Genomic DNA, 22,491 nt, shown 5'->3' on the forward strand with positions numbered 1-22,491 from the left:
CGGCTTCGACGATCACGCGGTGACGGGGGCTTCGCCGTCGGGGACCGTCACGGCCCAGGCGGCCATGGTGTCGAGGACGGCGCGCAGTCCCTCGCCGAGCGGGGTGAGCCGGTACTCGACCCGCGGAGGGATCTCCGCGTAGGCGGTGCGCGTGACGATGCCGTGCCTCTCGAACTGACGCAGCCGGCTGGTCAGCGTGTGCGGGCTGATGCCGGGCAGCGCGTCGCGCAGCTGTGTGAAGCGATGGGGCCCGCGCAGGAGTTCGCGCACGATGAGGGTGGCCCACGGCCCGTCGAGCAGCGTGATGAACCGGGCGACGCCGCACTCCGGGAGGCGGGATTCAGCAGTCATTTTTCGATCGTAGCCCATTAGTGCAGTTGATGTAACCGGTGCATCCCATGCACTAATAGCTCCATGACCTACATGATTCACGGCGCCACCGGCGCCCAGGGTGCCCCCGTCGTCGCCGCCCTCACCGCCGCGGGCAAGCCCGTGACCGCCCTGACCCGCAACGCGGGCACCGTCGTGGACGGTGCCCGTGTTCTGGCCGTCGACTACTCCTCCACCGCGAACCTGACCGACGCCTACCGTGGCGCGGAGGGCGTGTTCGTCCACCTGCCGGTGGCCCCGGAGGAGGACCGCCTGACCTTCGCGCGCAACACCGTGGCCGCCGTCCGCGAGGCCCGGCCCGCCCGCGTGGTGTTCTCCACCAGCGGCGGCCTCGTGACCACCGACGGCGACGGCGGTCGGGGCGACTCGGCCGAGAGCGCCGTCTCGGTGCTCGCCACCGGGCTGGCGGACAGCGGCGTCTCCCACGCGGTGATCGAGCCCCGGTTCTACTTCGAGAACCTGCTGCTGCCGAACGTCATCGCGGGCGTCCGCGAGGAGGGCGTGCTGCGCTACTCGCTGCCCAGCGGCTTCCGCGCCTCCTGGGCCTCGCACCTGGACATCGCCGACGCAGCCACCGCGCTGTTCGAACGCACGGACATCAGCGGCGTCGTCTCCGTCGGGCAGTACCCGGCGATCAGCGGAGAGGACCTGGCCGAGGCGTTCAGCACCCGGCTCGGACGGACCGTGACCTACGAGGCCACCGACCCCCACGCCTTCTTCGCGCCCCTCGCACCCATGCTGGGCGAGCAGGCCACCGTCGCCATCGCGGACATGTACCGGGCCCTCAGCACACAGCCGGACCACTCGATCGCGGCCGAGCGCTCCGCCCAGAAGCTCCTCGGTGTGACACCACGGACCGCGAGCCAGTGGCTGGCCGACATCGCGCTCTGACCTGGAGCGGCGGAGCTCGATCACCTTCCGTCAGCCGACGCCGCCCGGTGCGGGCCGCGTACGAAGCCGGGACCGGCACGTCAGGGACGAAGCCCCCTGTCAGGACCGGCCCGGCCGGCCACACACCCTTCGGTACGGCGCGTCCGGTACGTGTGCTCCACTCCGCTCTCGCCAGGTCGGTGTTGCCGGCACGGGCACAGACCCGGGCCAGGGCTCGGCTCGCGTCGACGCCGAAGCTGGGAGTGCCCCTGGGCAGCCCCCTCCGGGGCCACGGCGAGCCCGCCGCCTACCTCGCTTTCAGATCCATCGACACCACCCCTCTCGTCGAGGGCGGCCACGTTCCCCTCCGCCGTCCGGCACCAACGGCGTGGACCTCCAGGCCCGGATGCAGAACGCCACCTGGGGATCCGCCAACTTCCCGCTGAAGGACGGCCGCTTCGACGACGAGCTCAGGGCGGCCAAGATGGGCGCCGCCTGCGCGACGGCCACCCCTGGCCCGCACCCGCGCCCGCACGCGCCCGGCTGTCGGCGGCGGCGTGCCTCGCCGCCTCGCGAAGATCGACCGCGCCGACCAGCTGCTCGACCTCACGCGAGAGCGGCTCGGGCGGCCGACCCCAGCCCTGCGAGAGGTCCCTGCGCCCCCTCGCAGGGCTCGGCCTCCCCGCCAGGAGGACCACCCGGCGCTTCGGGCAGGACCCGCATGGGAGACTGCTGCCGTGACGGCCCAAACTGACCCGCGCGACCGACGCCCCCGCCGAACTGCACGCAGGCGGGTCGTCGACACTCGTCGACGGGAGGAGCTGCTGCGCCAGGCCGAGGCCATCATCCTCGCCGAAGGCTTCACGGCGGTGACCATGGATGAGCTGGCCCAACGACTGGGGTGCTCCAAGGCGACGCTGTACAGCCTCGCCTCCACGAAGGAGCAGCTGGTACTGGCGGTCACCCGCACCTTCTTCCGGAATGCGACAGCCGAGATCGAGCAGGCGGTTCAGGCCGAGCCCGATCCGAGGCAGCGCATCAGGGTCTACCTCGCCGGCGTCGGCACGGCCATGCGTCGGCATTCCCACGCCTTCTACGACGACATGGTGGGTTACGAACCGACGGCGCGGATCTACCACAAGAACTCCGCCGCTGCCGCGCACCGCGTCCACGAACTGATCGAGGAGGGCGTGCGGGCCGGCGTTTTCCGCGCGCTCAACGGACACTTCGCCGCCCAGGTGGTGGCGGTGACCATCGACGCAGTCCAGTCCGGGGCCCTTCTGGAGAGCACCGGCCTGACCGCCGGCGATGCCTTCTCCGAGCTCGGGGACCTCCTGCTGGGCGGGCTCAGTTCGGGGCAGGACGCATCCGAGCCTCCTTCCGCGGCTGTCAGTTCACCCGGGGATCAGGTTTCGACGCCCAGGTAGAGCCCGGCGGCAGGGATGCGTCGCTCGGATGGGGTGGTGCAAAGGTCTGTTCCGCTCGGATGATCTTGCCCTTGGGCGACGAGGAGCAGGCGCGTCCTTGCTCACCCGGACGGCGTCGGCAGGACCACGCGGGACACCGCGCCGCTGTCGTGGTGGACGGTGTGCGTACACGGCCGCAGCTCACTTCCGGTGCCGGGCAGTGCACCGGTGCCCTCGTTGCGTGCGTAGCGCGGGTGGGAGCCGCCCGCTATCAGCAGGCGGATCCGGTGTCCGGCCTTGACCTCGTGTGCGCAGGCGTCCAGCCGCACGCGCACGGTCTGCACCTGGTCGAGGGGCGAGGTGGGATCCAGGCGGAGGAGTCCTTCCGCGAAGTTTCGGGACACACCGTCGCGATCGACGTCGCAGAGCCGTACGAAGACGTCGGCGTGCGGGTTGCTCCGGGTGTGCGCCAGTTCGACGACGGGTGTTCCCATGATCTCCAGCGGCGCGGTCAGCGGGGCGGTGGTGAAGGTGAGCACGTCGGAGCGGCTCTCCAGAGCGGCGTTGTCCTTGATGCCGGCGTCGAGGGTGAGCAGTGGGCCGCCGAGGGTCGGCGTGGGGTGCGCCGGGTCGTAGACGTACGTGGACGGTGCGCCGCCGATCGGTTCGTCGGCCAGGAGTCCGCCGCCCGGCTGCAGGTGGCGGACGGTCTCGTGCGCCGCCGGTGGCCATTCGGCCAGCTGCCGCCAGGCTTCCTGCCCGGTGACGTACACCTCGACGGGAGGTGCGGACCGTGGGCGAGCGGGCGCTTCTGCGGCGAGGTGGGTCTGAAGCCATTCGAGATTGCCGCGGAGCAGACCTCCCATGCCCTTCTGGCCCAGTTCCTGATGGGTTCCCGGGCCGACGGTGAGCGAGACGTCGACCCCCCGGGTGCGCAGCGACTGGTACTGGTGCAGGGTCTGGTCGAGGAAGAGGTCCTGCCAGCAGGCGGTGAGCCGTACCGGGACGTTCACCCGCTCAAGGGCGTCGTCGAGTTTGAGGCGGTCCCACACGGCATCGTCGCGCTCCGGAGTGGTCAGCCATTCCCGGAGCCACGGCGCACGGTGCCCGGTCGCCTCGTCGGCCGCGTCGGCCAAGGGGAGGGCGCCGAAGACGGGGGCCAGCCGCCGGTTCAGGGTGAGCAGCCGGGTCACAGCCCGCAGCCCGGTGAATCGCTCCTGGTCGACCACCATCTCCGCGAAGGACAGGAAGTCACCCAGGCGGAACGCTCCGCTTCCGTGGGCCGCGTCGTGCATGTCGTGCGGGGCCACGGCGATCAGGGAGGTACGCAGTTCGGGGGGCGGGTCCATCAGCAGCGCCCACTGGGTCCAGCCCACATAGGATCCCCCCGCGGTGGCGAGCCGCCCGTCGAACCACGGCTGGGTTCGCAGCCAGGCCACCGCGTCCTGGGCGTCGTCGGCCTCGTTCGCCATCGGGTAGAAGTCTCCCGTGGAGCCGAACGTGCCTCGGCAGCTCTGCAGGACGACGTGGTACCCGCGGTCCGCGTAGACCCTCGCCTCCAGGTTGCTGGGAAACCCGCGCCCGTACGGGGTGCGTATGAGGACCGTGCCCTTCGGCCGGCCGGTGAGAGGGGCGTAGTGGTCCGTCACCAGGACGGCGCCGTCGCGCGCGGGCGTCGGCAGGTTCCGCTCGACCCGGTAGCCGTGTCGGGTGCCCGGCAACCGCATCAGGCGGGTCAGGAGCCGGTCCGCCGTGCGGACGGCCAGGCTCGGGGGTGTCAGAGCGGTGGGACGCGGAAGTGTCGTGGTCATGGCCTGATTTCTCGTTCTTCGGTGGACTGGTGTGGACGTGGCCTGGCGGGGCCGGGCTTCACAGGCAGGCGCGCAGCGCGCGGCTGAGCGCGTCGGCCCGGTCGTCGGGAAGGGCACCGGGCTGTGCGGTCTGGTAGGCGAAGGCGATCTCTGATTCCAGGTGGGCGAAGCCGAGGCAGCCGCCCATGCCGTCGTGGCCGAAGCTGCCGGGGCCGATCATCGGCCGGTGGGTGGAGCTGGTCATGAAGCCCGTGCCCCAGCCGCTGCCCGCGTCGGGGCCCACGAACGGGCGGCCCTCGGAGCGCACCACGAGGGCATCGCGGACGACGTCCGGGCCCAGCAGCCTGACTCCGTCGACCTCGCCGACCGTGGCCGCGTACAGCCGTGCCAGGCTGCGGGCATTGGTCACGAGATTGCCCGCCGGGATCTCCGCCGAGAGCCATGCTTCCGTGTCGGCGACCTGGACGATCCGGGCGGCGTCGAAGACACCGCCCAGGCTGATGGAGCGTTCGATCATCGGTGCGGCGAGAGCCGCGGCCATCATCGCGACGGCCTCGGGATCGGTGCTGGGCAGCGGGTCCGCCAGAGGGTGCAGATCGGCGGCCGTGGGGTCGGCGCCGAACGTCATCGCCAGCTTCAGGGGATCCGTCACGTGCTCGCGCAGCCACTGGCCGGGCCGCAGCCCCGTGGCCCGGCGCAGCACCTCGCCGGCCAGCCAGCCGAACGTGAGCGCGTGGTAGGCGTACGCCGTCCCGGGGACCCAGGCCGGCGCCTGCCGGGCCAGCGCGTCCGCCACCGGCACCCAGGCCCGCAGATCCTCCGGCGTCACCTCCGCGTCGGGCGCCACCAGGCCGGCCCGGTGCGCGAGAAGGTGCCGTACGGTCGTGGTCTCCTTGCCGTTCCGCGCGAACTCCGGCCAGTACGTCGCCACTCGGGCGTCGAGGTCGATCAGGCCTCGCTCGGCGGCCATCAGCAGACAGACGGTGGTGACGCCCTTGCTCACCGAGAACGTCACGGTGCGGGCGTCGGGGGTCCAGGCTCCCCGGGCGGTCCGACCGGCCCAGATGTCCACGACCGGAACTCCCCCGGCGTACACGACGCAGGAGGCCGCTGTGTCGCCCCGGTGGCGGAAATTGTCGGCGAAGGCGTCCGCGACGGGCTCGAAGCCGCTGGACACGTGGCCTTGCACGAGTGCCGCTGTCATGTCACGCCCTTCCTCGTGCCGTGTTGTCCTGGATCTGGGTGATGATCTGAGGCCAGAGCGGCCGGGGAAGCTCATGGCCCATGCCGCGGTGGACGGTCAGCTTCGAATCCGCGATCAGTTCGTGCATGACCCTGGACCCTTCGGGGTCGATCAAGCGGTCTCCGTCGCCGTGCAGGATCGTGGTGGGTACGGCGATGTGGTGCAGGTGAGACGTACGGTCCGGAGAGTGGTCGAGCGCCTCCACCTGCCGCAGGACGCCGTCGGGGTCGTAGTCCCGGTCGTACATCTGGCCGCCCAGCTCGCGCAGCCAGGCGATGTCCTGAACGTATCCGGGTGAGGCGCACACCGCTTCGTTGTCCAGGTACAGCGCGATCGCCTCGTCGCGGTCCCGGGCCCGTGGGCGTTGCGTCCGCTCGTCGACCAGGTCGCGTCCGGCGATGAAGTCCGTGCTGGGCGCCGTGTAGAGCAGGGCGAGGGTCAGCACCCGCGTGGGGTGGTCGAGGGTGAGCTGCTGGGCGACCATGCCGCCCATCGACTGTCCCACGATGTGCGCCGCGGGAATACCGAGCGCGGTGAGGAGGCCCGCGGTGTCGTTCGCCATGTCGGTCAGGGTGTAGCCGCCCTGCGGGAACTTCTGCGACAGGCCGACGTCCCGGTTGTCGAAGCGCAGGACGTGGAAGCCCGCGTCGGCGAGCTGTCGGCACAGATCGGCGCGCCAACCGAGCATGTGGGCACCGAGCCCCTGGATCAGCAGCAGCGGAGGGCGGTCGGGGTCGCCGAAGGTGTCGTAGTTGATCGACACCCCGTCCGGCGTGGTGACGATGGTCATGGCGGTCTCATTTCGATGGTCGGATCGGGCGATGCCCATGGGCGCACCGGCGACGGGGTCGGACGCGCCGCTGAAGGGGAACAGCGAGCGGTGGCCGCCGGGCGCCGACGCATGGGCGGGCGACGGCAGGCGGTGCCCCCTAGGGCAGACCGGTGGCGACGTTGAGCCTGCGTCCGGGTTCGACCGGCGGGGCGGCGCCGAGTTCTCGCCACCGGTGACAGGCGACGGTCGTGCCCGCGGGGGTCTGTTCGAGCGGTGGCCGTTCGGCGTGGCACAGCGGGGCCGCGTGTGGGCAGCGGGCGGCGAAGGGACATCCGGCGGCGGACGTGGGGCCGCTGTTGTCACCCGTGCGTACCCGTCGCAGGCGGCGTTCCGCTTGGCGCACCGGGTCCGGGACCGGCGCTGCTTCGAGCAGGGTCCTGGTGTAGGGGTGCGTCGGCGTGGCGTAGAGCGTGTCGGCGGGGCCCTGCTCCATGATCTGCCCGCGGTACAGCACCATGATGCGGTGCGAGAGGTGCCGGACGACGTCGAGGTCGTGGGCCACGAACAGGTAGCCGAGGGCGAACTCGTCCTGCAGTTCCCGGAGCAGGTTGAGCACTTGGGCCTGGACCGAGAGGTCCAGCGCGCTGACCGGCTCGTCGCAGATCACCAGCCGCGGTCGCGCGACGAGAGCCCGGGCGATGGCGATGCGCTGCCGCTGGCCGCCGGAGAAGCCCGACGGGTGACGGTCCGCGGCGGACGCGGGGAGTCCGACGCGCTCCAGCATGGTGACGACCCGGTCGCGGACCTCGGCTGCGGCCAGTTTCTCCGCCCGCAGCGACTCGCCCAGCGTCTGAGCGACGGTTCGGGTCGGGTTCAGGGAGCTGTACGGGTCCTGGAAGATCACTTGCAGGTCGCGGCTGAGCGCGCGGCGCCGCTTGTGGTCGGCTCGGGTGATGTCCTCGCCCGCGAACTCGATGTGGCCCCCGGTCGGCGACACCAGGCCGAGCACGGCCCGGCCGATGGTGGTCTTGCCGGAGCCCGATTCGCCCACGACGCCCAGCGTCTCCCGTTCGGCCACGGAGAAGCTGACCTGGTCGACAGCTCGCAGGACGGGTGAGCCCTGTCCGCGGCGGAAGTGCACCGACAGATCGCGGACTTCGAGGAGGTTGGTCTCGTCGTTCACGCAACACCTTCGATCTGGTGGGCGTGGAGGCAACGGGCCTCGTGGGAGGCACCGATCTCCAGGAGGGGGATCGCGCCGCTGCCGCACTGCTCGGTGGCGCGCGTACATCTCGGCCGGAAGTGGCAGCCTCGTGGCCACGAGCCCGGCATGGGGACCGCGCCCGGGATGGTGGGCAGCACCGCCGAGCCGTGCTGGTTGTGCGGGTTCGAGGCGAGCAGCGCCCGGGTGTAGGGGTGGTGCGGGTCGCCGAACAGCTCCTTCACTCCGGCGCGTTCGGCGACCTGGCCGGCGTACATCACCACGACCCGATCGCACATGTCGGCGACCACACCCAGGTCGTGGGTGACCAGCATGATCGCCATGCCCCGGTCGCGCTGGAGCGTGCGCAGCAGATCGAGGATCTCCACCTGGATGGTGACGTCGAGGGCGGTGGTCGGCTCATCGGCGATCAGGAGCTTCGGTTCGCCGGCGAGGGCACGCGCGACGACGACGCGCTGGGCCATGCCGCCCGACAACTCGTGCGGGTAGCGGCGAGCCACGAGACGGGGCTCGGGAAGCTGCACCTGTTCCAACAGCTCGACGGCGCGCTTCTTGGCCTTCGCGCGGCTCATTCCGGTGTTGGTCCGGACGGCCTCGGCGAGTTGCCGGCCGATCCGGAAGGCGGGATCGAGCGCGACCATCGGCTCCTGGGACACGTAACCGATCTCGGTACCGCGAACGGCCTGGAGTTCGGGCTCCGACAGGGCCGTGAGGTCCCTGCCGTCGAAGAGGACGTGTCCGGAGTCGATCCGTCCGCCGCCACCGAGCAGCGCGATGACGGCGAGTGCTGTCGTGGTCTTCCCGCAACCGGACTCGCCGACGACTCCGACGGTCTCCCCGCGGGCGATGTCGAAGGTCACGCCGTCGATCGCACGGATCGGGCCGGTGGGCGTGGCGTAGGACACCGTGAGGTCGCGGACCGAGAGCAGGTCGGCGTTCGTGCTCGCGGGAACGACGACGGCGGCGGCGCGCGCGGGCGCGCTTCGACGCTTGTCGTGGAGCGGGAGGGCCGACTTCGGGGACCAGCCCTCGGCGCCGGCGTCTCTGACCGCGTCACCCAGAAGTCCGAACGCCAGCACGGTCAGTGCGATCGCCAGGCCGGGCGGCCAGATCAACCAGGGCTGCTGGAAGAGGGCACCGACCCCGTCGGCGACCATGCCTCCCCAACTGGGCTCCGGAGGCGCGGCGATGAGGGCGAGGAAGGCCAGACCGGTCTGCACCAGCAAGGCGGTTGCCGCCAACAAGGATGCCTGCACGATGATGGGTCCCATGACCCGCGGCAGCACGTGCCGGGTGATGATGTACGTCCGCGACATGCCGGACACCCGGGCGGCGGCGACATAGAGCTGTTCGCGCACCGGCAGGGTCGCGGCTCGCACGACGCGTACGAGGCCCGGCGCGGCCAGGACACCGAGAGCCACCATCGCGGCTGCGACGCTCTGCGGGAAGACCGACAGCACGACGATGACCAGGATGATCGCCGGCAGCGACAGCACGAGATCCGCCAGCCAGGTGATCGCCCGGTCGACCTTGCCGCCGACGTAGCCGGCCACGAGCCCGATGGGGATGCCCAGCGCCAGGACGACCACCATCGCCTCGACGACTCCCGCCAACGTGCCACGGGTGCCCACCAGCAGTCGCTGGAGGACATCGCGGCCGAGACTGTCGATGCCAAGGGGGTGAGCGGCGCTCGGGCCCTGCAGGGCGGTTCCGAGGTCACCGGCCCTTTCGGTACCGACATGCGGCATCAGCATCGGGGCGGCGACGGCGACCACGACGAGGATCGCCAGGTACGCCAGGCACACGATGGCCGGCGGCCGTCGCAGCAGGCGGCGCGCGAAGCGGGGGGTCACGGAGGGCGATGCCGACAGTTGGGCATCGGGCGCGGTCACGGTCATGCTGCGCTCACTCTCGGGTTGAGCAGCCCATAGGCGAGGTCGACCGACAGGTTGACGACGATGACCACCACGGTGAAGAACACCGCGACCGCCTGGACCGTCGGGATGTCGTGGGCCAGGGCCGAACCGACCACGAGCGACCCGAGGCCAGGCACGGAGAAGACGTTCTCGATGAGAACCGCGCCGCCGAGCAGGCCGACGGTCTGGACACCCAGGACGGTGACGACCGGGATGGCCGCGTTCTTGAGGGCATGCCGATAGATCAGCGAGGTCCGGGAGACCCCGTTCGCGGCGGCCATCCTGATGTACTCGCTTCCGAGCACGTCGAGCATGGATTCCCGGGTCTGCTTCAGCACGGCGGCGACGGAGCCGAGGGAGAGCGCGGTCACCGGCAGCACCAGCGATCGGGCCCAGCCCTGGGGCGATTCGGTGAACGGCACGTAGCCCAGCGCGGGGAACCACTGGAGCTTGATGGCGAAAACGACCACCAGCACGGAGCCGACCCAGAAGACCGGCAGTGCCCAGCCGAGGAGGGCGAGTGCGTCGACCGCCCTGCCGATCACCCCACCACGGACGGCACTGAACACGCCGAGGCCGACGCCCACCACGACGCTCACCAGCAGAGAGCCGACGATGAGCGACATGGTCACAGGCACTCGGCTCATGACCGACTCCAGGACCGGCGTGCCGTTGGTGATCGAATTGCCGAAGTCACCGGAGACCGCACGGGTCAGCCAGTGCCAGTACTGCTCGTAGACCGGGAGATCGAGCCCGAGTTGCCGACGCAGCGCCTCGTACTGTTCCGGTGTGCCACTGGTGCCGAGGATCTGGCGTGCGGCATCTCCCGGGGTGAGCGACAGCAAGAGGAAGTTGCAGCTCGACACGACCAGCAGCAAGGGGGCCGCCGTCACCATGCGGCGTGCCAGCAGCGAGGTCAAACCGCCGCCCCCGGTGCCGCGTCTGCGGAGGGCGCGCCCGCGAGGGGAGCGCGTGAGCGGCGCTCCCATCGCGTCGACCGACGTGTTGGCCATCGTCAGCCCTTCCAACCGAGGTCGGCACCGAAGACCACCCAGGAGCCCTTCTTGACCCCGGTGATGTGCTCGTTCATGCCCCACGGGATGTGGTACTCGTAGATCGGCACGTTGAACGCCTGTTCGGTGACCATGCTGTTGAGCTTTCCGAACGTCTTCGCTGCCTTGCCGCCCTGCTCCGTCTGACCCTTGCGGTAGAGCGCGTCGATCTCCGCGTTCGAGGCACCGAAGGGGTTCATCGAGGCCTTGGGGCCGTACAGGAGCGAGTACGTGATCGACGTCGGGGAGGTGTCCGGTGTCCACTGGAGCGCGGCGAACTTCTTCGAGAGCGCCTGCTGGACGAAGTCGGTGGTCGCCTGGGTGACCTTGACGCGGACGCCGACCTTCTCCCAGTACTTCGCGACCGTCTGCATCGTCGGGTCGCCCCAGTTGCCGATCATGGATCCCGGGTCCACCACGTCCATGCTGAACCCCTTCGGATAGCCGGCCTTGGCGAGCAGTGCCTTCGCCGTCTTCGGGTCGTAGGGGTAGCGGTCTTCCAGGGCCGGGTCGGTGTAATCGGTCTGGTACTGCGAGGTGGACCGGCCGTACTTGCCGACCATCGCCTTGGTGATCGCCTCACGGTCGACGGCGTAGTTCAGCGCCTGTCGGACCCGGACGTCGCCGAGCGGCTTGGTGGCGGTGCCGTCGCGGTCGGCGAGCGTCACCGCCACGGTGCCGCTGCGCCAGTGCATCACCTTCACGCCCGCCTTCTCGGCCGCGGGCGCGGTGGACGGGTCCAGGGTGCCGAAGTCGATCTGCTTGGCCTGGAACGCGCGCAGCATCGCGGACGGGTTGGAGATGATCCGGACGGTCACCTTCTTGAAGCGGACGGCCGACGGATCGTGGTAGTGCTTGCTGGGCACGAGGGTGTAGTGGTCGCCGGTCACGGATCGGGCGGGGTCCAGGACGTAGGGACCGACGCCGTACGTGCCCTTCGCCAGGCTTGCGGGGTCGGCGACGGACTTGGGGCTCGAGAGGGCGCCCCGGTTTCCGTACTGGGACAGGAGCAGGGGCACGATCGGAGACGGCGAGGCGAGGTTGAGCCGGACCGTGTACTCCCCCTTGGTCTCGACGGAGCCGATCGAGAGCGAGGAGACGTACGGCCCGGGCTGCTTCGCGAAGTACTCCAGCCAGGTCTTGACCGCCGCCGCGTCCAGCGGACTGCCGTCGGTGAAGCGGATCCCCTTCTTGAGGGTGAACTCGAAGACCTTGTTCCCTTCTCCGACGTACTTGTAGTCGCTCACCAGGGCCGGGCTGGCGGTGTAGTCGGCGTTCATGTGGAAGAGGGACTCGTTGGTCAGCGAACGCATCACGTTGGGCGCGCCGCCGCCGTCCTTGGCCGGGTCGAGTGTGAACGGCCCGAACGAGAGGCCGATACGCAGCTCGTTCGCGCTGGTGCGGGCGGGTCCGTCCGCCTCGCTGCCGGCGCCGCATGCTGTGGTGCCGAGCGCCAGCGCCGATGCGGCGAGCAGCGCGATCAATGAGGTGCGGTTCATGCGTCTTCTCCTGAAAGTCTTGGCCGGGCCACGAGCAGGCGGTTGCGGAGCCGCGTGGTGGCACGCGTCGATCACGTGCGTGAGGACTGCGGGTGGTCGTCGGTGGGGCGCTCCACCTGGCAGTCGAGGCGAGTGCGTGGTGACCACGTCAGGCGCGTCTGGATCCGGTCCGTCGCGCGGGCAGTCGGGCTCGGGCATGTCGGAGCGTGCTGCGTGGAGGTGCCGTGGTCACCGGAGCGGATCGGCGGCGGCTGGGACGCGGTCGGGTGTCGCGTCGGTACTGACGGGGATCGTGTCGTCCATGACAGATCTCTCTTCGTGTGGATCCACCCCGTCGACGCGCGCGAAGACGGTGATCAGCTGGGGGTGGGCGGCTCAGGCAAAGCGGATGCGGGGCGTCTCCCCCGCGGGCCAAACGGCGACCGAAACGGCCATCTAATACGTATTAGACCGGCTGACGCCGTACCGTAGCCTGTGTGTGCAGACGCGGCAAGGGGTCGGGAGGGGCATTGCCAAGGGTCACCAGCAAGGACGTGGCGCGGGAGGCCGGCGTCTCACAGACCACCGTGAGCTTCGTGCTCAACGGCAGGGAGGAGCACGGCCTCTCCGCGGAGACCCGGCGTCGCGTACTGGAGACGGCGAAGCGTCTCGGCTACGTACCGTCGGGGGCCGGCCGTGCACTGCGCAAGGGCCGCAGCAACGTCGTGCTCTGCGTGGTTCCGGACTTCCCCGTCGCCGAGGCCATGGAGCAGTTCAAACTGGCCCTCGGCCGATCACTGAGCGAGGCCGGCTACACCTGCGTGTACCTGCACCACGACGGGACGGCCACGCCGCTGGCCGAGCTGTGGCAGCACGTCCAGCCGGCGGTGGTCGTCTCGTTCGGCAGCCTGCCGTCCGCCGACGCGCAGTCACTGCGTGGGGCGGAAATCCCTCTGCTCGACGGGGTGTTCACACCGGACAACACCCGCCTGACCGGGCTGAGCCAACAGGACATCGGACGACTGCAGATCGAGCACCTCGCGGCACGCGGGCACCGGCACATCGGCTACGCCGCGCTGGACGACCCCCGGGAGCGGCCCTTCTCTCTGCCTCGTCTGCGGGGAGCCACCCTGGCCTGTGACGACCTCGGCCTGCCGGCGCCGCAGGTGGTCAGCATGCGCTACTCACGGGCCAGCGCCCGGGACGCCGTCGCTGAGTGGACGCAGGGTGCCACCCCGGTCACGGCGGTCGCCGCGTTCAACGATCTCCTCGCTCTCGCCGTCCTGGCGAGCTGCCGCACACAGCACATCGACGTCCCGGACGACCTGGCGCTCATCGGCGTCGACGACCTCCCCGTGAGCTCGCTCGCCGTACCGGCCCTGACCACCATCGGCATGGACCTCACCGGAGCAGCCGACAACCTCACCGCCGGCATCCTCTCGACGGTCGGAGCTCCGGCCCCCGCAGCGCCGTGCCGACCCGCCGCGGGGGACATCCTCACCCTCATCCATCGCGAGACGACGTAGGCACCATGGGTCCCGGCTGTTCGTGAGATAGATCCGATCACCGTGCTTTGCGGGGAGCGCCGGCGGACGGCGGGTGGGTGAAGGGCTTGACGGCGGCCGTGTCGCCCGCGCGAGCGAGGCGTCAAGGCATGGGCGAGTACGACGAGCGCGCCCGGCATGACCACCTCGCGTGGCGGGGGGACTCACTGGTCGCGGTGCACGAAGATCGGCAGGCGCCGCGTCGGGGCGGCGCCTGCCGATCAGGAGTCGGAGGCGGGCCTTGGTCGGAACAGACCCCGGCCTTCACGCCGGCTGTACGCCGCCGCTGATCTGCTGGGTGAGCTTGAGCAGTTCTTCGACGTGGTAGATCTCGGTGCTCTTGCCCTGGCGACGAACCCGAAGGCATCTCCCGTGTGGAATCGCGGTCATCCTCCAGATCGACGCTCGCATGCCGTCGATGCCGGAGGCGGCGTCAGTGGCGGGGTGTGGTCGATCACTCCGGGGCGAACACCTCGTCCGCCCCGTCGACGTCGCCGGTGTCATAGAGCTCCAACTCGCGCGCCGCGACCCGCCACACGTGCTCGTGGCCGAGCGCACCATCTCGCTCGCGGGGTGGGCCGCAGAGCGGGACGACCCGGCTCGGCTTGAGCCTGTTGCTGAAGTTCTTCGAGCTGGAGGGCCCGGCTCCCCGATGTGCCGACGCGGCCTGATCGCGCTGTTCTGGTCCAACGTCAACCTCTGCGGCACCTTCCACCTGGATATGAACAAGCGCCTCGACCTGGGGCCGGCCACCGCTGTGCCTCACCCGCGCACCCCGGCCGATCACGTACGGAGGCACGATGAAGGACTTCCAGGACCTCATCGCTGGGGGACGGGCACGCCTGCGGAGCGGAGCTTGGCCTCAGTGAGCGCGGTCACCCGGGCTGAGATCGGCGCCCGGTCCTCGCGGTGATGGTTGATCAGTTTGTACTGGGCCGGAGCCTTGGCCCACGCCTGCAGGCTGGCGCGATCTCCCAACAGCGCGGGGTTGGCGAGGTAGCGGTCGGCCATGGCGGTCGCGAGTTCTTCGATCCTCGGGTCGTCCGGTTCCCAGGTCTCCGCCTCCCGGCCGCGCTTGATCAGGTCGACGTACTCGGGATCGTCGAGCCCGTGTTCAAGCTGGGTCAGGAAGCCGTCGAAGCCCTCCGGCACCAGCGCCCGGGCCAGCACCAGGGCCTCGCGCTGCGCGGCCACGTAGTCGGGGCTGAAGCCGAGGCCGGGCATGCGATCCAGAATCGCGCAGGCGCGGTCGGGCAGCAGGGCCCGGTCGCCGTCGGCGAGCCGGTGCAGGGTGTCGCGGCGGGCGGCCAGCTCATCTATGCGTTCAGTGAGCTGCCGCTCGACGTCCGCGAGCGCGGCGCCGAACTGCTCCGCGCCGGCGCCGAGCATGGCCCCGACCTCGGCCAGCGGCACGCCCGCGGCAGCCAGCGTCCGTACCTGTACCAGCTGCAGCAACTCGCCGGACCCGTACCGCCGATAGCCGGAGCTGTCACGATCCGGCTCCGCGACCAGGCCGAGCTTGTGGTAGTGCCGCACCGTCTTGACCGTGACGCCGACGAACGCCGCCGCCTGCCCGATCGTGACCCCGTTCCTCATCAGCCCAGCTTGCCGCAGAACACCGCGTCGACGAAACGCTGCTGGGCGGTCTGGAATGCCTGTGCTATCGACAGGTCGGCGTCGTCCACCCAGGAGAGCCCGGCGGTCAGGGTCCTGCTGCCGTCCGGGGTGCTGTACATCAGCGCCGCCGAACCCATGGTGGCGCCGTTGTGGTGGAAGACGGTGCCGCCCTCCGTTTCCTGCGCGAACACTCCCAGGCCGTAGCCGACCGTCGCCTCCGGCGTGCGCATCTCGGCCAGCAGCTCGGCCGACAGGAGCTTGCCGCCCATCAGCGCGGAGAAGTACGTGTGCAGATCCTTGGTGGTCGAGATCATGTCGCCGCCGGCTCCGACCCAGGACGGGTTCTGACGGGTGACATCGACCGTCCGCTCCTGCCCGGCGTCCTCGTAGCGGTAGTAGCCGTGGTTGTGCGGCTCGGGGATCTCCGGCGAGGCGCCCGGCGCCACGGTGCCGGTCATCCCCAGCGGCTCCAGGATCAGCCGCTGCAACTCCTCGGCGAACAATCGGCCGGTAACCTTCTCGACCACCAGCCGGGCCAGCACGTAGTTGGTGTTGGCGTAGCTCCAGCCCGTCCCCGGCGCGAACCGCGTCGGCTTGGACAACGACAGCCGAACCAGCTCTTCGGGCAGGTAGGTCTTGAACTGGTTGTCCACCCACTCCTTGCCCTGCCAGGGGACCCCCAGCACGATCGTCCCGTCCTCGTAGAGCTCGCCGGTGTGGTTGAAGATCCCGCTGGTGTGCTGCAGCAGCATCCGCACAGTGATCCGCCGGTCGAGACCGAACTCGGGCAGGTAGTCATCGGCCGGGGCATCCAGGCCGATCCTGCCCTCGGCCACCAGCAAGAGCACCGAGGTGGCGACGAAGTTCTTGGTGCTGCTGCCGATGCGGAAGTGCCCGTTCGTCAGCGGCTTGGCGCTCTGGCCCAGCTCGCGCACACCGGCGCTGCCAACCCACTCGCCCTGCTCGTCGTTCACCCGGAGCTGGATCCCTACAAAACCGGACTCGGCCAACTCCTCGATCGCCTTCTGCAGCTCCGGACGATCCTGCCCCTGGCCGGAAAGGTAGGTGGACATATTGCTCCTTCACATCGGTTGTGCCCGGGTCGGCGTCGTGTGCCGATGCGACGAGCCTCCACCCTGCCCCAAGGTCAACCTCAACTGTGATCCAGCCCACGGTCGCTTCCCTCGGCATGGCTGGCAGGGAGGACTCCCGGCCCCGTCCGGATCCTGGCCGCCCGCTTCGCTGACCCGCGTCGGGACTGGCAGCGATCCCAGGCGGCGAGCGCGGTGTTTCATAGGCGGTCGCTCGTGAAACAAGTGCCCACCCGGCGGTCCACCTGCGGCGATCATGCAAAGTGGCCATCCAGTACCACACCGCCCGCTTCCGTCTCGTGCCCCAACTCGCCAAGGCACTCGGTGTGCCGACCCCCGCCGTACGCAAGCCGGGGTCGGTCTGGACCGAGCTGCCCCGGCCGGTGACCACCGGCGCCCAACCGGCCGGGCACGTTCGCCTCGGCTACGCCCGCGCCTCGACCGTCCGGCAGTCTCCCGACGCACAACTCGACTCCCTCACCGAGGCCGGGGCGACGTGCGTCTTCTCGGAGACGATCTCCATCCGCGCCGCCCGGCGCCCCGAACTGGAGGCCACCGTGAAGCTTGCCGGGGAGATCCGCTCCTCCGGCGTCGCCGTCACCCTCGTCGTCCACGAGCACAAACGACTCGACCGCGGCATCGAACTCGCCATGCCTGCCTAGGAGCTGAAGGCGAGCGACGTCGGCCTGGAGTTCCTCACCGGCGAGCTCAAGGGCTCGCACGACCCCTCCGGGATCGTGTTCACGGTGCTCGCCGCGATGTCCGGCATGGAACGCGAGTACATCCGGGACCGCACCCTCGAAGGACACGAGTCCACCCGCAAGCGCGGCAGGACCATCGGCGGCGCGGGCGTCACCGACGAGTCCATGCTGTCCGTGGCCCTTCACCTACGCGACCAGGAGATGAGCCTGCGCGACATCGCCAAGCGGCTCGTCATCACTGCGGGGCGAAGAAGGGCCAGCACCCCTCGCCCGCCACCGTCATGCGGATGCTGCGGGAGCACGACGAACAGGCAGCCGCGGCGGCGGACGCGTGATCACCCGGCTAGTTCGCGGTGGTGGCTGAGCTAGGTCTCCAGGGCCGATCCTGAGCGCTCTTCCCCTGCCTGACCGATCGCTCGGCCCCAGGCCAGACGGTGATCGGCAGGCCGTGGTCCCGCTTGTGGTGGAACGGCCGGGCTGCCGCGCCTGTCATCGATCCCGCAGTGGATCAGACGTCGAGGACCAGGCGGTTTCCCTTGGCCCGGGAGACGCAGATCATCATGGTGTCGCCTGCGGCGCGCTCCTGGTCGTTCAGGACCGAGTCGCGGTGGTCGATGTCCCCGGCCAACACCTTCGTCTCGCAGGTCCCGCAGATTCCCTCCTCGCAGGAGGTCATCACCGGCACACCGGCAGCTTCGACGGCCTCAAGAATGGACATGTCCTCAGGAACCAGCAGGGTCTTGCCGGACTGCGCCAGCTCGACCTCGAAGCTGCTCTGCGGCCCGGCAGCGAGGTCCTGCTTCGGGGCGAAGCGCTCCAGGTGCAGAGATCCGCTCGGCCACTTCTCGCAGCCTGCCTCGACCGCCGCGAGGAGCGGTTCCGGACCGCAGCTGTAGACAGCGGTCTTCCGTTGCGGCTTGCCGAGTAGCGAGGGCAGGTCCAGCAGCCCGTACTCGTCCTGCGGCCGCAGGCTCACCCGGTCTCCGTAGGCCCGCTGCAGAGTCTCACCGAACGCCATCGAGGCTCGGGTGCGGCCCCCGTAGACGAGCCGCCAGTCGGCGCGGGTCGCGTTGACGGCTGCCACCATGGGCAGGATGGGGGTGATCCCGATACCGCCCGCGATGAACAGGTAGCTCTTGGCCTTCACGAGCGGAAAGTGGTTGCGTGGCCCGCGGACGCGCACCGACTCACCTTCCGCGAGCACGTCGTGCACATGGCTCGACCCGCCGCGACTTTCCGGTTCCCGCAGCACCGCGAGTTGAAAGCGGGACCGGTCCTCCGGGTCTCCGCACAGTGAGTACTGCCGGACCAGGCCGGCTCGCAGTATCAGATCGATGTGGGCTCCGGGCTGCCATTCCGGCAGGGGACGGCCGTCCGGGTCGCGCAGTGTCAGCAGCACGACGCCTTCGGCCATCGTTTCCTTGCGTTCCACCACGAGGTCGAACTCGACGTCGGCGCCGAGAGTGCTCATGATCCGCCTTTCCATTCTCACAGTGAGGATTCGGTGTTGTTTTCTTTTCTGGCTTCTGGCCGGTCAGGACGGGAAGCAGCGGCCGAAGTCACGTAGCAGTCGTGGGGAGCCCTGCAGCTTGATCTGGCGACGCACCAGCGCCCACGCCAACATCGACGGCTTGGCGAGGAAACGCAGCCAGGTGCGCGTGTCGGCGGTGATCCTGAGATCCGGCTCACCGTGATGTCCGTCGGCGACATCGAGTGCGCGGTCGCGGATGGTCACGGTGATCTGCCGGGACTCGTCGCCGGTGAAGGTGAAGTGGTAGGTGGCGGAGATGTCCTTGGCCTGTTCGCGCTGGAAGATCAGCGGCAGGCCTTCCACCAGACCGTCGATGCTGTTGGCTCGCAAGCTCATCGCCACATGCTTCGTGCGCTTGTTCGGGAACCGGTCGCTCACGTGCTGCTCGGCGTCGGAGCCCGGGACGACGTAGACGGTCTCCTCCTTGTCCATCAGAGGACGTACGACCTGGGTCAGGTGTGCCTTGCGGTCGTCCAGCCAGGGCCCGATGACGTCCTCGCCGGCCGGGCAGACCGACATGCAGTAGGCCGCTTTGTAGTTGGCGCCGAAGGACAGGCTCTGCCACATCGAGGCGCTCTCGCTGTCGCTCACTCGCGCCCGGTAGTCGTGGGCGTTACGGCTTTCCGCGACCTGCTCGGCCCAGTCGCCGAAGCCACCCATGAATTCGCGGTAGTTGTGCGTGTAGCAGGCGGAGAAGTTGAAGTGACCGTCGGAGGCGATCGCCCCGGTCGGGCAGGCAGTCACGCACAGCTTGCATTCCAGGCAGGGGTTGTACTCGATCGGCCGGGTGTTTTCGCTGACCTCGGCGTCGATGAGGATGGTGCCCAGCAGGATGAAGTTGCCGAATTTGGGGTGGATGACATTGCGATGGATACCCATCTTGCCGAGCCCCGCCGCCACGGCGACCGGCTTGTGCGAGACGACCCACGCCTTCCTGGGGAAATTGTCCATCTCCATCGGAAAACCCATAGCGGGGTTGATGGCGCGCACGCCCATCGCTTCCAGCTCGCCCACCACGTGACGACCGACCTCGTTGGTGTGGTCGCCCGTGTGATGGAACTCCAGGTTGGCGACCGAGCGCGCGGGAGTGCGGATGTTCTCCCGGTTCATTCGGGTCACGAAGCTGATCAACGTCCGGACACCCGGCAGCGCGGCGCTCAGGTCCTCTCGCTGGTCGGAGATGTCCGGCCGGTCGATCTCGACGAAGCCGACGTCGTCCGCGCCCGCGTCTAGACACAGCTGGCGCAGCCACGCCGCGTCCAGCGGCTCGGTGGGCCGGGCGGTGGAGCGGTCGCGTCGGCGGGCTTGGACGACGGTGGGATGGTCTTCGAGTTTGTTCCTGGCCATCGAGCGTCACCTCACGGTGGGTGCGAGCAAGTTTCATGAAGCAACTCGAACCTTAACCGGGTGCGTTTCGTGAAGCAACTTTGCTTGGAGTCGTGATCATTCTGTTGCGTCTCCACTGCATCCGAGCCCAACGGCCGGGTCGGCAGGGGGACTTCAGCGGTTCTGTTCGCTGAACCGCGAGGGTGGCCCGCGCTCGGGTGGTGCACTCCCGGCGGCCAGAGGCGGGAGGTGCGGCCCGGGATTCGCCGCCCGACGACAGTCGACTACCGCTGCCGCCAGGGAGAAAAGGGAGACGGAGGCGTAGAACGCGGCGAGAGGTCAGCGGATACGCCCCTTGCTCAGGCAGGGGCGGACTGCGCGCCGCCGGTCACCGTCTCCGCAGTCGCGGCGAACGCCACCCCGACGGGCGGCGCTCGCCGTCAGCGGCGCGACAGATCGCGCCACGGAGGGGCGTCGTTGCGGTGTCTGGTGAACAGGCCAAGCCCGGGAAGACATCGCCCCTGAGCGCGAACTGATCGCGACTCGTCACTCACCCCAGCCGGTGGGGGCAGGACCGTTGAGGAGCGTCTTCGATGTCAGGCCGGCTGGTCGGTCAGCGCCGGGCCGGGAAGCAGGTGAACCGCGTCCGGGCCCACCACCTGTCCGCAGCCGGTGCACACGAGCTGATCCCGGACGTTGCCTCCGCATCCCGCATGGCTGGCGATCCGCGGAGGGCCGGCCGGATCCGCGGCGTACTCATCGCCCCAGTGCATCAGAGCGAGCACCGCTGTGAGCAGGGCCTTGGCCTTGCTCGTCGGCTGGTACTCGTAGCGGGTCGGCCGCTCCTGGTAACTGACCCGATCCAGCAGCCCCTCGTCGACCAGCTTGGAGAGGCGGTTGGTGAGCACATTGCGTGCGATGCCGAGACTGTCCTGAAACTCCTCGAACCGGCGCAGGCCGAGCTGCGCGTCGCGAATGATCAGCAAGGTCCAGCGCTCGCCCACCACCTCCAGAGTCCTGGCGATGGAGCACAGCTGGCTGTCGTACGTTTGGCCCAACATACTGCGAATTTAGCACGTTGCACCAAGCAACTGACTGGGTGGAGGGGTGCGGGACGCTCATTCGCCTCTGGGGCCGCCGCCACTTCGACCATCTACCGCGGGGTGCCCAGCGCCCCAACACCGTCGGCCCACCACCCCTGTCAAGCGCGCTCAGCGGACGGCGTGACCGGAGACCGCCGGCCGAGCCACTGCTCGGCGTCCCAGGCATGGAATCGCTCCACCTCGGTGAACCCCAGCTTGGCCGCGAGACGTATCGAGCCGACGTTGGCGGTCTGGGTCGTGAGCACCACCGGCTCGCCGGGAAGGACGCCGTCGAACCAGTCGAGTGCCGCCGCGCACGCCTCGGTGGCGTACCCGAATCCCCACGCTCGCGGCAGGAACAGGAAACCGAGATCTGCCTTCCCCGCGGCAGCCGGGCGATGATGCGCCGGGGCTCTCCTGAGCAGGATGTGGCCGATCATGGCCCCGTCGAGCTCAACGACGAAGCTCCCGGTCCACAGCTCGGGCACTCCGGGCATCTCGCGCTCAAGCTCGTCACGCGGGCGGGGGCCGCCGAGGTAGGTGTGCACCTCGGGTGACGACAGCAGTTCAATGAACGCCGCACGGTCCCGGGCCTCGGGCTCGCGTAACACGAGCCGCTCGGTCTTCACCGGGACAGGCGGCCAAGCGACAGATCCGAGTTCTTTCATGGTGGGCAACCTATCGCGCACCCACGAACTGCTTGCTGGTCCAGCGACCGTCCCCGCCCAACTCAGCTGGGCGCTGTCCCTTCCCTACGTGAGTGCCGGCTTCTCGTTCGTGTCCCCGCGCCCCTGAAGCGTGGGGCGCGGGGAGGCGGTTGTCCGGTTGTGCGGGTCAGTCCTTGATCTCGCAGATGACGGCGCCGGAGGTGAGGGCGGCGCCGACTTCGGCGGTGAGGCCCTTGATGGTGCCGGAGCGGTGGGCGTTGAGGGGCTGTTCCATCTTCATGGCTTCCAGGACGACGACGAGGTCGCCTTCCTTGACTTCCTGGCCTTCCTCGACGGCGACCTTGACGATGGTGCCCTGCATGGGCGAGGCGAGGGTGTCGCCGGAGGCGGCCGGGCCGGACTTCTTCGCCGCGCGGCGTTTGGGCTTGGCGCCGGCGGCCAGGCCGGTGCGGGCCAGGGTCATGCCCAGGGCGGCGGGCAGGGAGACCTCCAGGCGTTTGCCGCCGACCTCGACGACGATGGTCTCGCGGTCGGTGTCGTCGTCGGTGTCGGTGTCGGCGGGGGCCGCGAAGGGCTGGATGGTGTTGACGAACTCGGTCTCGATCCAGCGGGTGTGGACGGTGAAGGGGTCCGTGGAACCGGTGAGTTCGGGAGCGAAGGCCGGGTCGGTGACGACCGCGCGGTGGAAGGGGATCGCGGTGGCCATGCCCTCGACGGTGAACTCCTCCAGCGCGCGGGCGGCGCGCTGCAGGGCCTGCTTGCGGGTGGCGC

General features: G+C 69.7%; 19 protein-coding genes and 1 pseudogene. 4 read left to right on the forward strand and 16 right to left on the reverse strand.

Going from position 1 to position 22,491, the window contains the following annotated elements:
- Positions 1-12 precede the first annotated feature (12 nt).
- Positions 13-351: a winged helix-turn-helix transcriptional regulator gene (locus RM704_RS07355; RefSeq protein ID WP_033532041.1), complete on the reverse strand. Its 339-nt coding sequence runs from the start codon at positions 349-351 to the stop codon at positions 13-15.
- A 63-nt stretch (positions 352-414) separates the two neighbouring features.
- On the opposite strand from RM704_RS07355, the gene RM704_RS07360 reads away from it, so the two are divergent.
- Together RM704_RS07360 and RM704_RS07365 are read left to right on the forward strand one after the other, a co-directional pair.
- Positions 415-1,281, forward strand: coding sequence for an SDR family oxidoreductase (locus RM704_RS07360; RefSeq protein ID WP_033532040.1), 867 nt, complete (start codon positions 415-417; stop codon positions 1,279-1,281).
- A 716-nt stretch (positions 1,282-1,997) separates the two neighbouring features.
- Positions 1,998-2,687: a TetR/AcrR family transcriptional regulator gene (locus RM704_RS07365; RefSeq protein ID WP_311590221.1), complete on the forward strand. Its 690-nt coding sequence runs from the start codon at positions 1,998-2,000 to the stop codon at positions 2,685-2,687.
- 101 nt (positions 2,688-2,788) lie between these two features.
- Here RM704_RS07365 and RM704_RS07370 read toward each other — a convergent pair whose 3' ends face one another.
- The 7 genes from RM704_RS07370 to RM704_RS07400 form a co-directional block, all read right to left on the reverse strand.
- Positions 2,789-4,477, reverse strand: coding sequence for a CocE/NonD family hydrolase (locus tag RM704_RS07370; protein WP_052146523.1), 1,689 nt, complete (start codon positions 4,475-4,477; stop codon positions 2,789-2,791).
- Positions 4,478-4,535: 58 nt separating this feature from the next.
- Positions 4,536-5,681: a serine hydrolase domain-containing protein gene (locus tag RM704_RS07375; RefSeq protein ID WP_033532039.1), complete on the reverse strand. Its 1,146-nt coding sequence runs from the start codon at positions 5,679-5,681 to the stop codon at positions 4,536-4,538.
- Between the two features lies 1 nt (position 5,682).
- Positions 5,683-6,510 carry an alpha/beta fold hydrolase gene (locus RM704_RS07380; protein WP_033532038.1) on the reverse strand — a complete coding sequence of 276 codons (828 nt, stop codon included), beginning with the start codon at positions 6,508-6,510 and terminating at the stop codon, positions 5,683-5,685.
- Between the two features lie 139 nt (positions 6,511-6,649).
- On the reverse strand, positions 6,650-7,675 hold the full coding sequence (locus RM704_RS07385) for an ABC transporter ATP-binding protein (protein WP_063774540.1): 1,026 nt from the start codon (positions 7,673-7,675) through the stop codon (positions 6,650-6,652).
- Positions 7,672-9,612, reverse strand: coding sequence for a dipeptide/oligopeptide/nickel ABC transporter permease/ATP-binding protein (locus tag RM704_RS07390; RefSeq protein ID WP_033532037.1), 1,941 nt, complete (start codon positions 9,610-9,612; stop codon positions 7,672-7,674). The genes RM704_RS07385 and RM704_RS07390 overlap by 4 nt, the downstream gene beginning before the upstream one ends.
- The gene (locus tag RM704_RS07395) at positions 9,609-10,643 is read right to left on the reverse strand and encodes an ABC transporter permease (protein WP_311590226.1); all 1,035 of its coding nucleotides are present in this window, start codon (positions 10,641-10,643) and stop codon (positions 9,609-9,611) included. Before RM704_RS07395 ends, RM704_RS07390 begins: the two co-directional genes overlap by 4 nt.
- Before the next feature lie 2 nt (positions 10,644-10,645).
- A complete protein-coding gene (locus RM704_RS07400; protein ID WP_033532036.1) occupies positions 10,646-12,181 on the reverse strand; it encodes an ABC transporter substrate-binding protein in 1,536 nt (511 codons plus the stop codon).
- A gap of 509 nt (positions 12,182-12,690) precedes the next feature.
- On the opposite strand from RM704_RS07400, the gene RM704_RS07405 reads away from it, so the two are divergent.
- Positions 12,691-13,686, forward strand: coding sequence for a LacI family DNA-binding transcriptional regulator (locus tag RM704_RS07405; RefSeq protein WP_033532035.1), 996 nt, complete (start codon positions 12,691-12,693; stop codon positions 13,684-13,686).
- Between the two features lie 282 nt (positions 13,687-13,968).
- On the opposite strand, the gene RM704_RS07410 is transcribed toward RM704_RS07405, so the two are convergent.
- From RM704_RS07410 to RM704_RS07420, 3 genes are all read right to left on the reverse strand, one after another.
- Complete coding sequence (locus tag RM704_RS07410; protein ID WP_311590230.1) at positions 13,969-14,094, reverse strand: hypothetical protein; 126 nt, start codon at positions 14,092-14,094, stop codon at positions 13,969-13,971.
- A 429-nt stretch (positions 14,095-14,523) separates the two neighbouring features.
- Positions 14,524-15,300, reverse strand: a complete 777-nt coding sequence (locus RM704_RS07415) for a MerR family transcriptional regulator (protein ID WP_033532034.1) — start codon at positions 15,298-15,300, stop codon at positions 14,524-14,526.
- On the reverse strand, positions 15,300-16,394 hold the full coding sequence (locus RM704_RS07420) for a serine hydrolase domain-containing protein (protein WP_033532033.1): 1,095 nt from the start codon (positions 16,392-16,394) through the stop codon (positions 15,300-15,302). The genes RM704_RS07415 and RM704_RS07420 overlap by 1 nt, the downstream gene beginning before the upstream one ends.
- A 401-nt stretch (positions 16,395-16,795) precedes the next feature.
- Here RM704_RS07420 and RM704_RS07425 point away from each other — a divergent pair.
- A pseudogene (locus tag RM704_RS07425) lies at positions 16,796-17,482 on the forward strand (recombinase family protein).
- A gap of 139 nt (positions 17,483-17,621) precedes the next feature.
- Here the strand turns inward: RM704_RS07425 and RM704_RS07430 are convergent.
- The 5 genes from RM704_RS07430 to RM704_RS07450 form a co-directional block, all read right to left on the reverse strand.
- Positions 17,622-18,584 (reverse strand): PDR/VanB family oxidoreductase, encoded by a 963-nt coding sequence (locus RM704_RS07430; RefSeq protein ID WP_192829853.1) that lies wholly within the window; start codon positions 18,582-18,584, stop codon positions 17,622-17,624.
- A gap of 63 nt (positions 18,585-18,647) precedes the next feature.
- A complete protein-coding gene (locus RM704_RS07435; protein WP_033532031.1) occupies positions 18,648-19,991 on the reverse strand; it encodes an SCP2 sterol-binding domain-containing protein in 1,344 nt (447 codons plus the stop codon).
- A 575-nt stretch (positions 19,992-20,566) separates the two neighbouring features.
- Entirely contained in the window at positions 20,567-21,031 is a 465-nt protein-coding gene (locus tag RM704_RS07440) for a winged helix-turn-helix transcriptional regulator (RefSeq protein ID WP_033532030.1), read from the reverse strand.
- Between the two features lie 140 nt (positions 21,032-21,171).
- Positions 21,172-21,720, reverse strand: a complete 549-nt coding sequence (locus tag RM704_RS07445) for a GNAT family N-acetyltransferase (protein ID WP_033532235.1) — start codon at positions 21,718-21,720, stop codon at positions 21,172-21,174.
- 166 nt (positions 21,721-21,886) lie between these two features.
- Positions 21,887-22,491: biotin/lipoyl-containing protein (locus RM704_RS07450; protein ID WP_311590233.1), on the reverse strand; the 605-nt coding region annotated here is incomplete at its 5' end.

Origin of the sequence: Streptomyces gottesmaniae, from assembly GCF_031845845.1 — a bacterium.
GTDB lineage: Bacteria > Actinomycetota > Actinomycetes > Streptomycetales > Streptomycetaceae > Streptomyces > Streptomyces akebiae.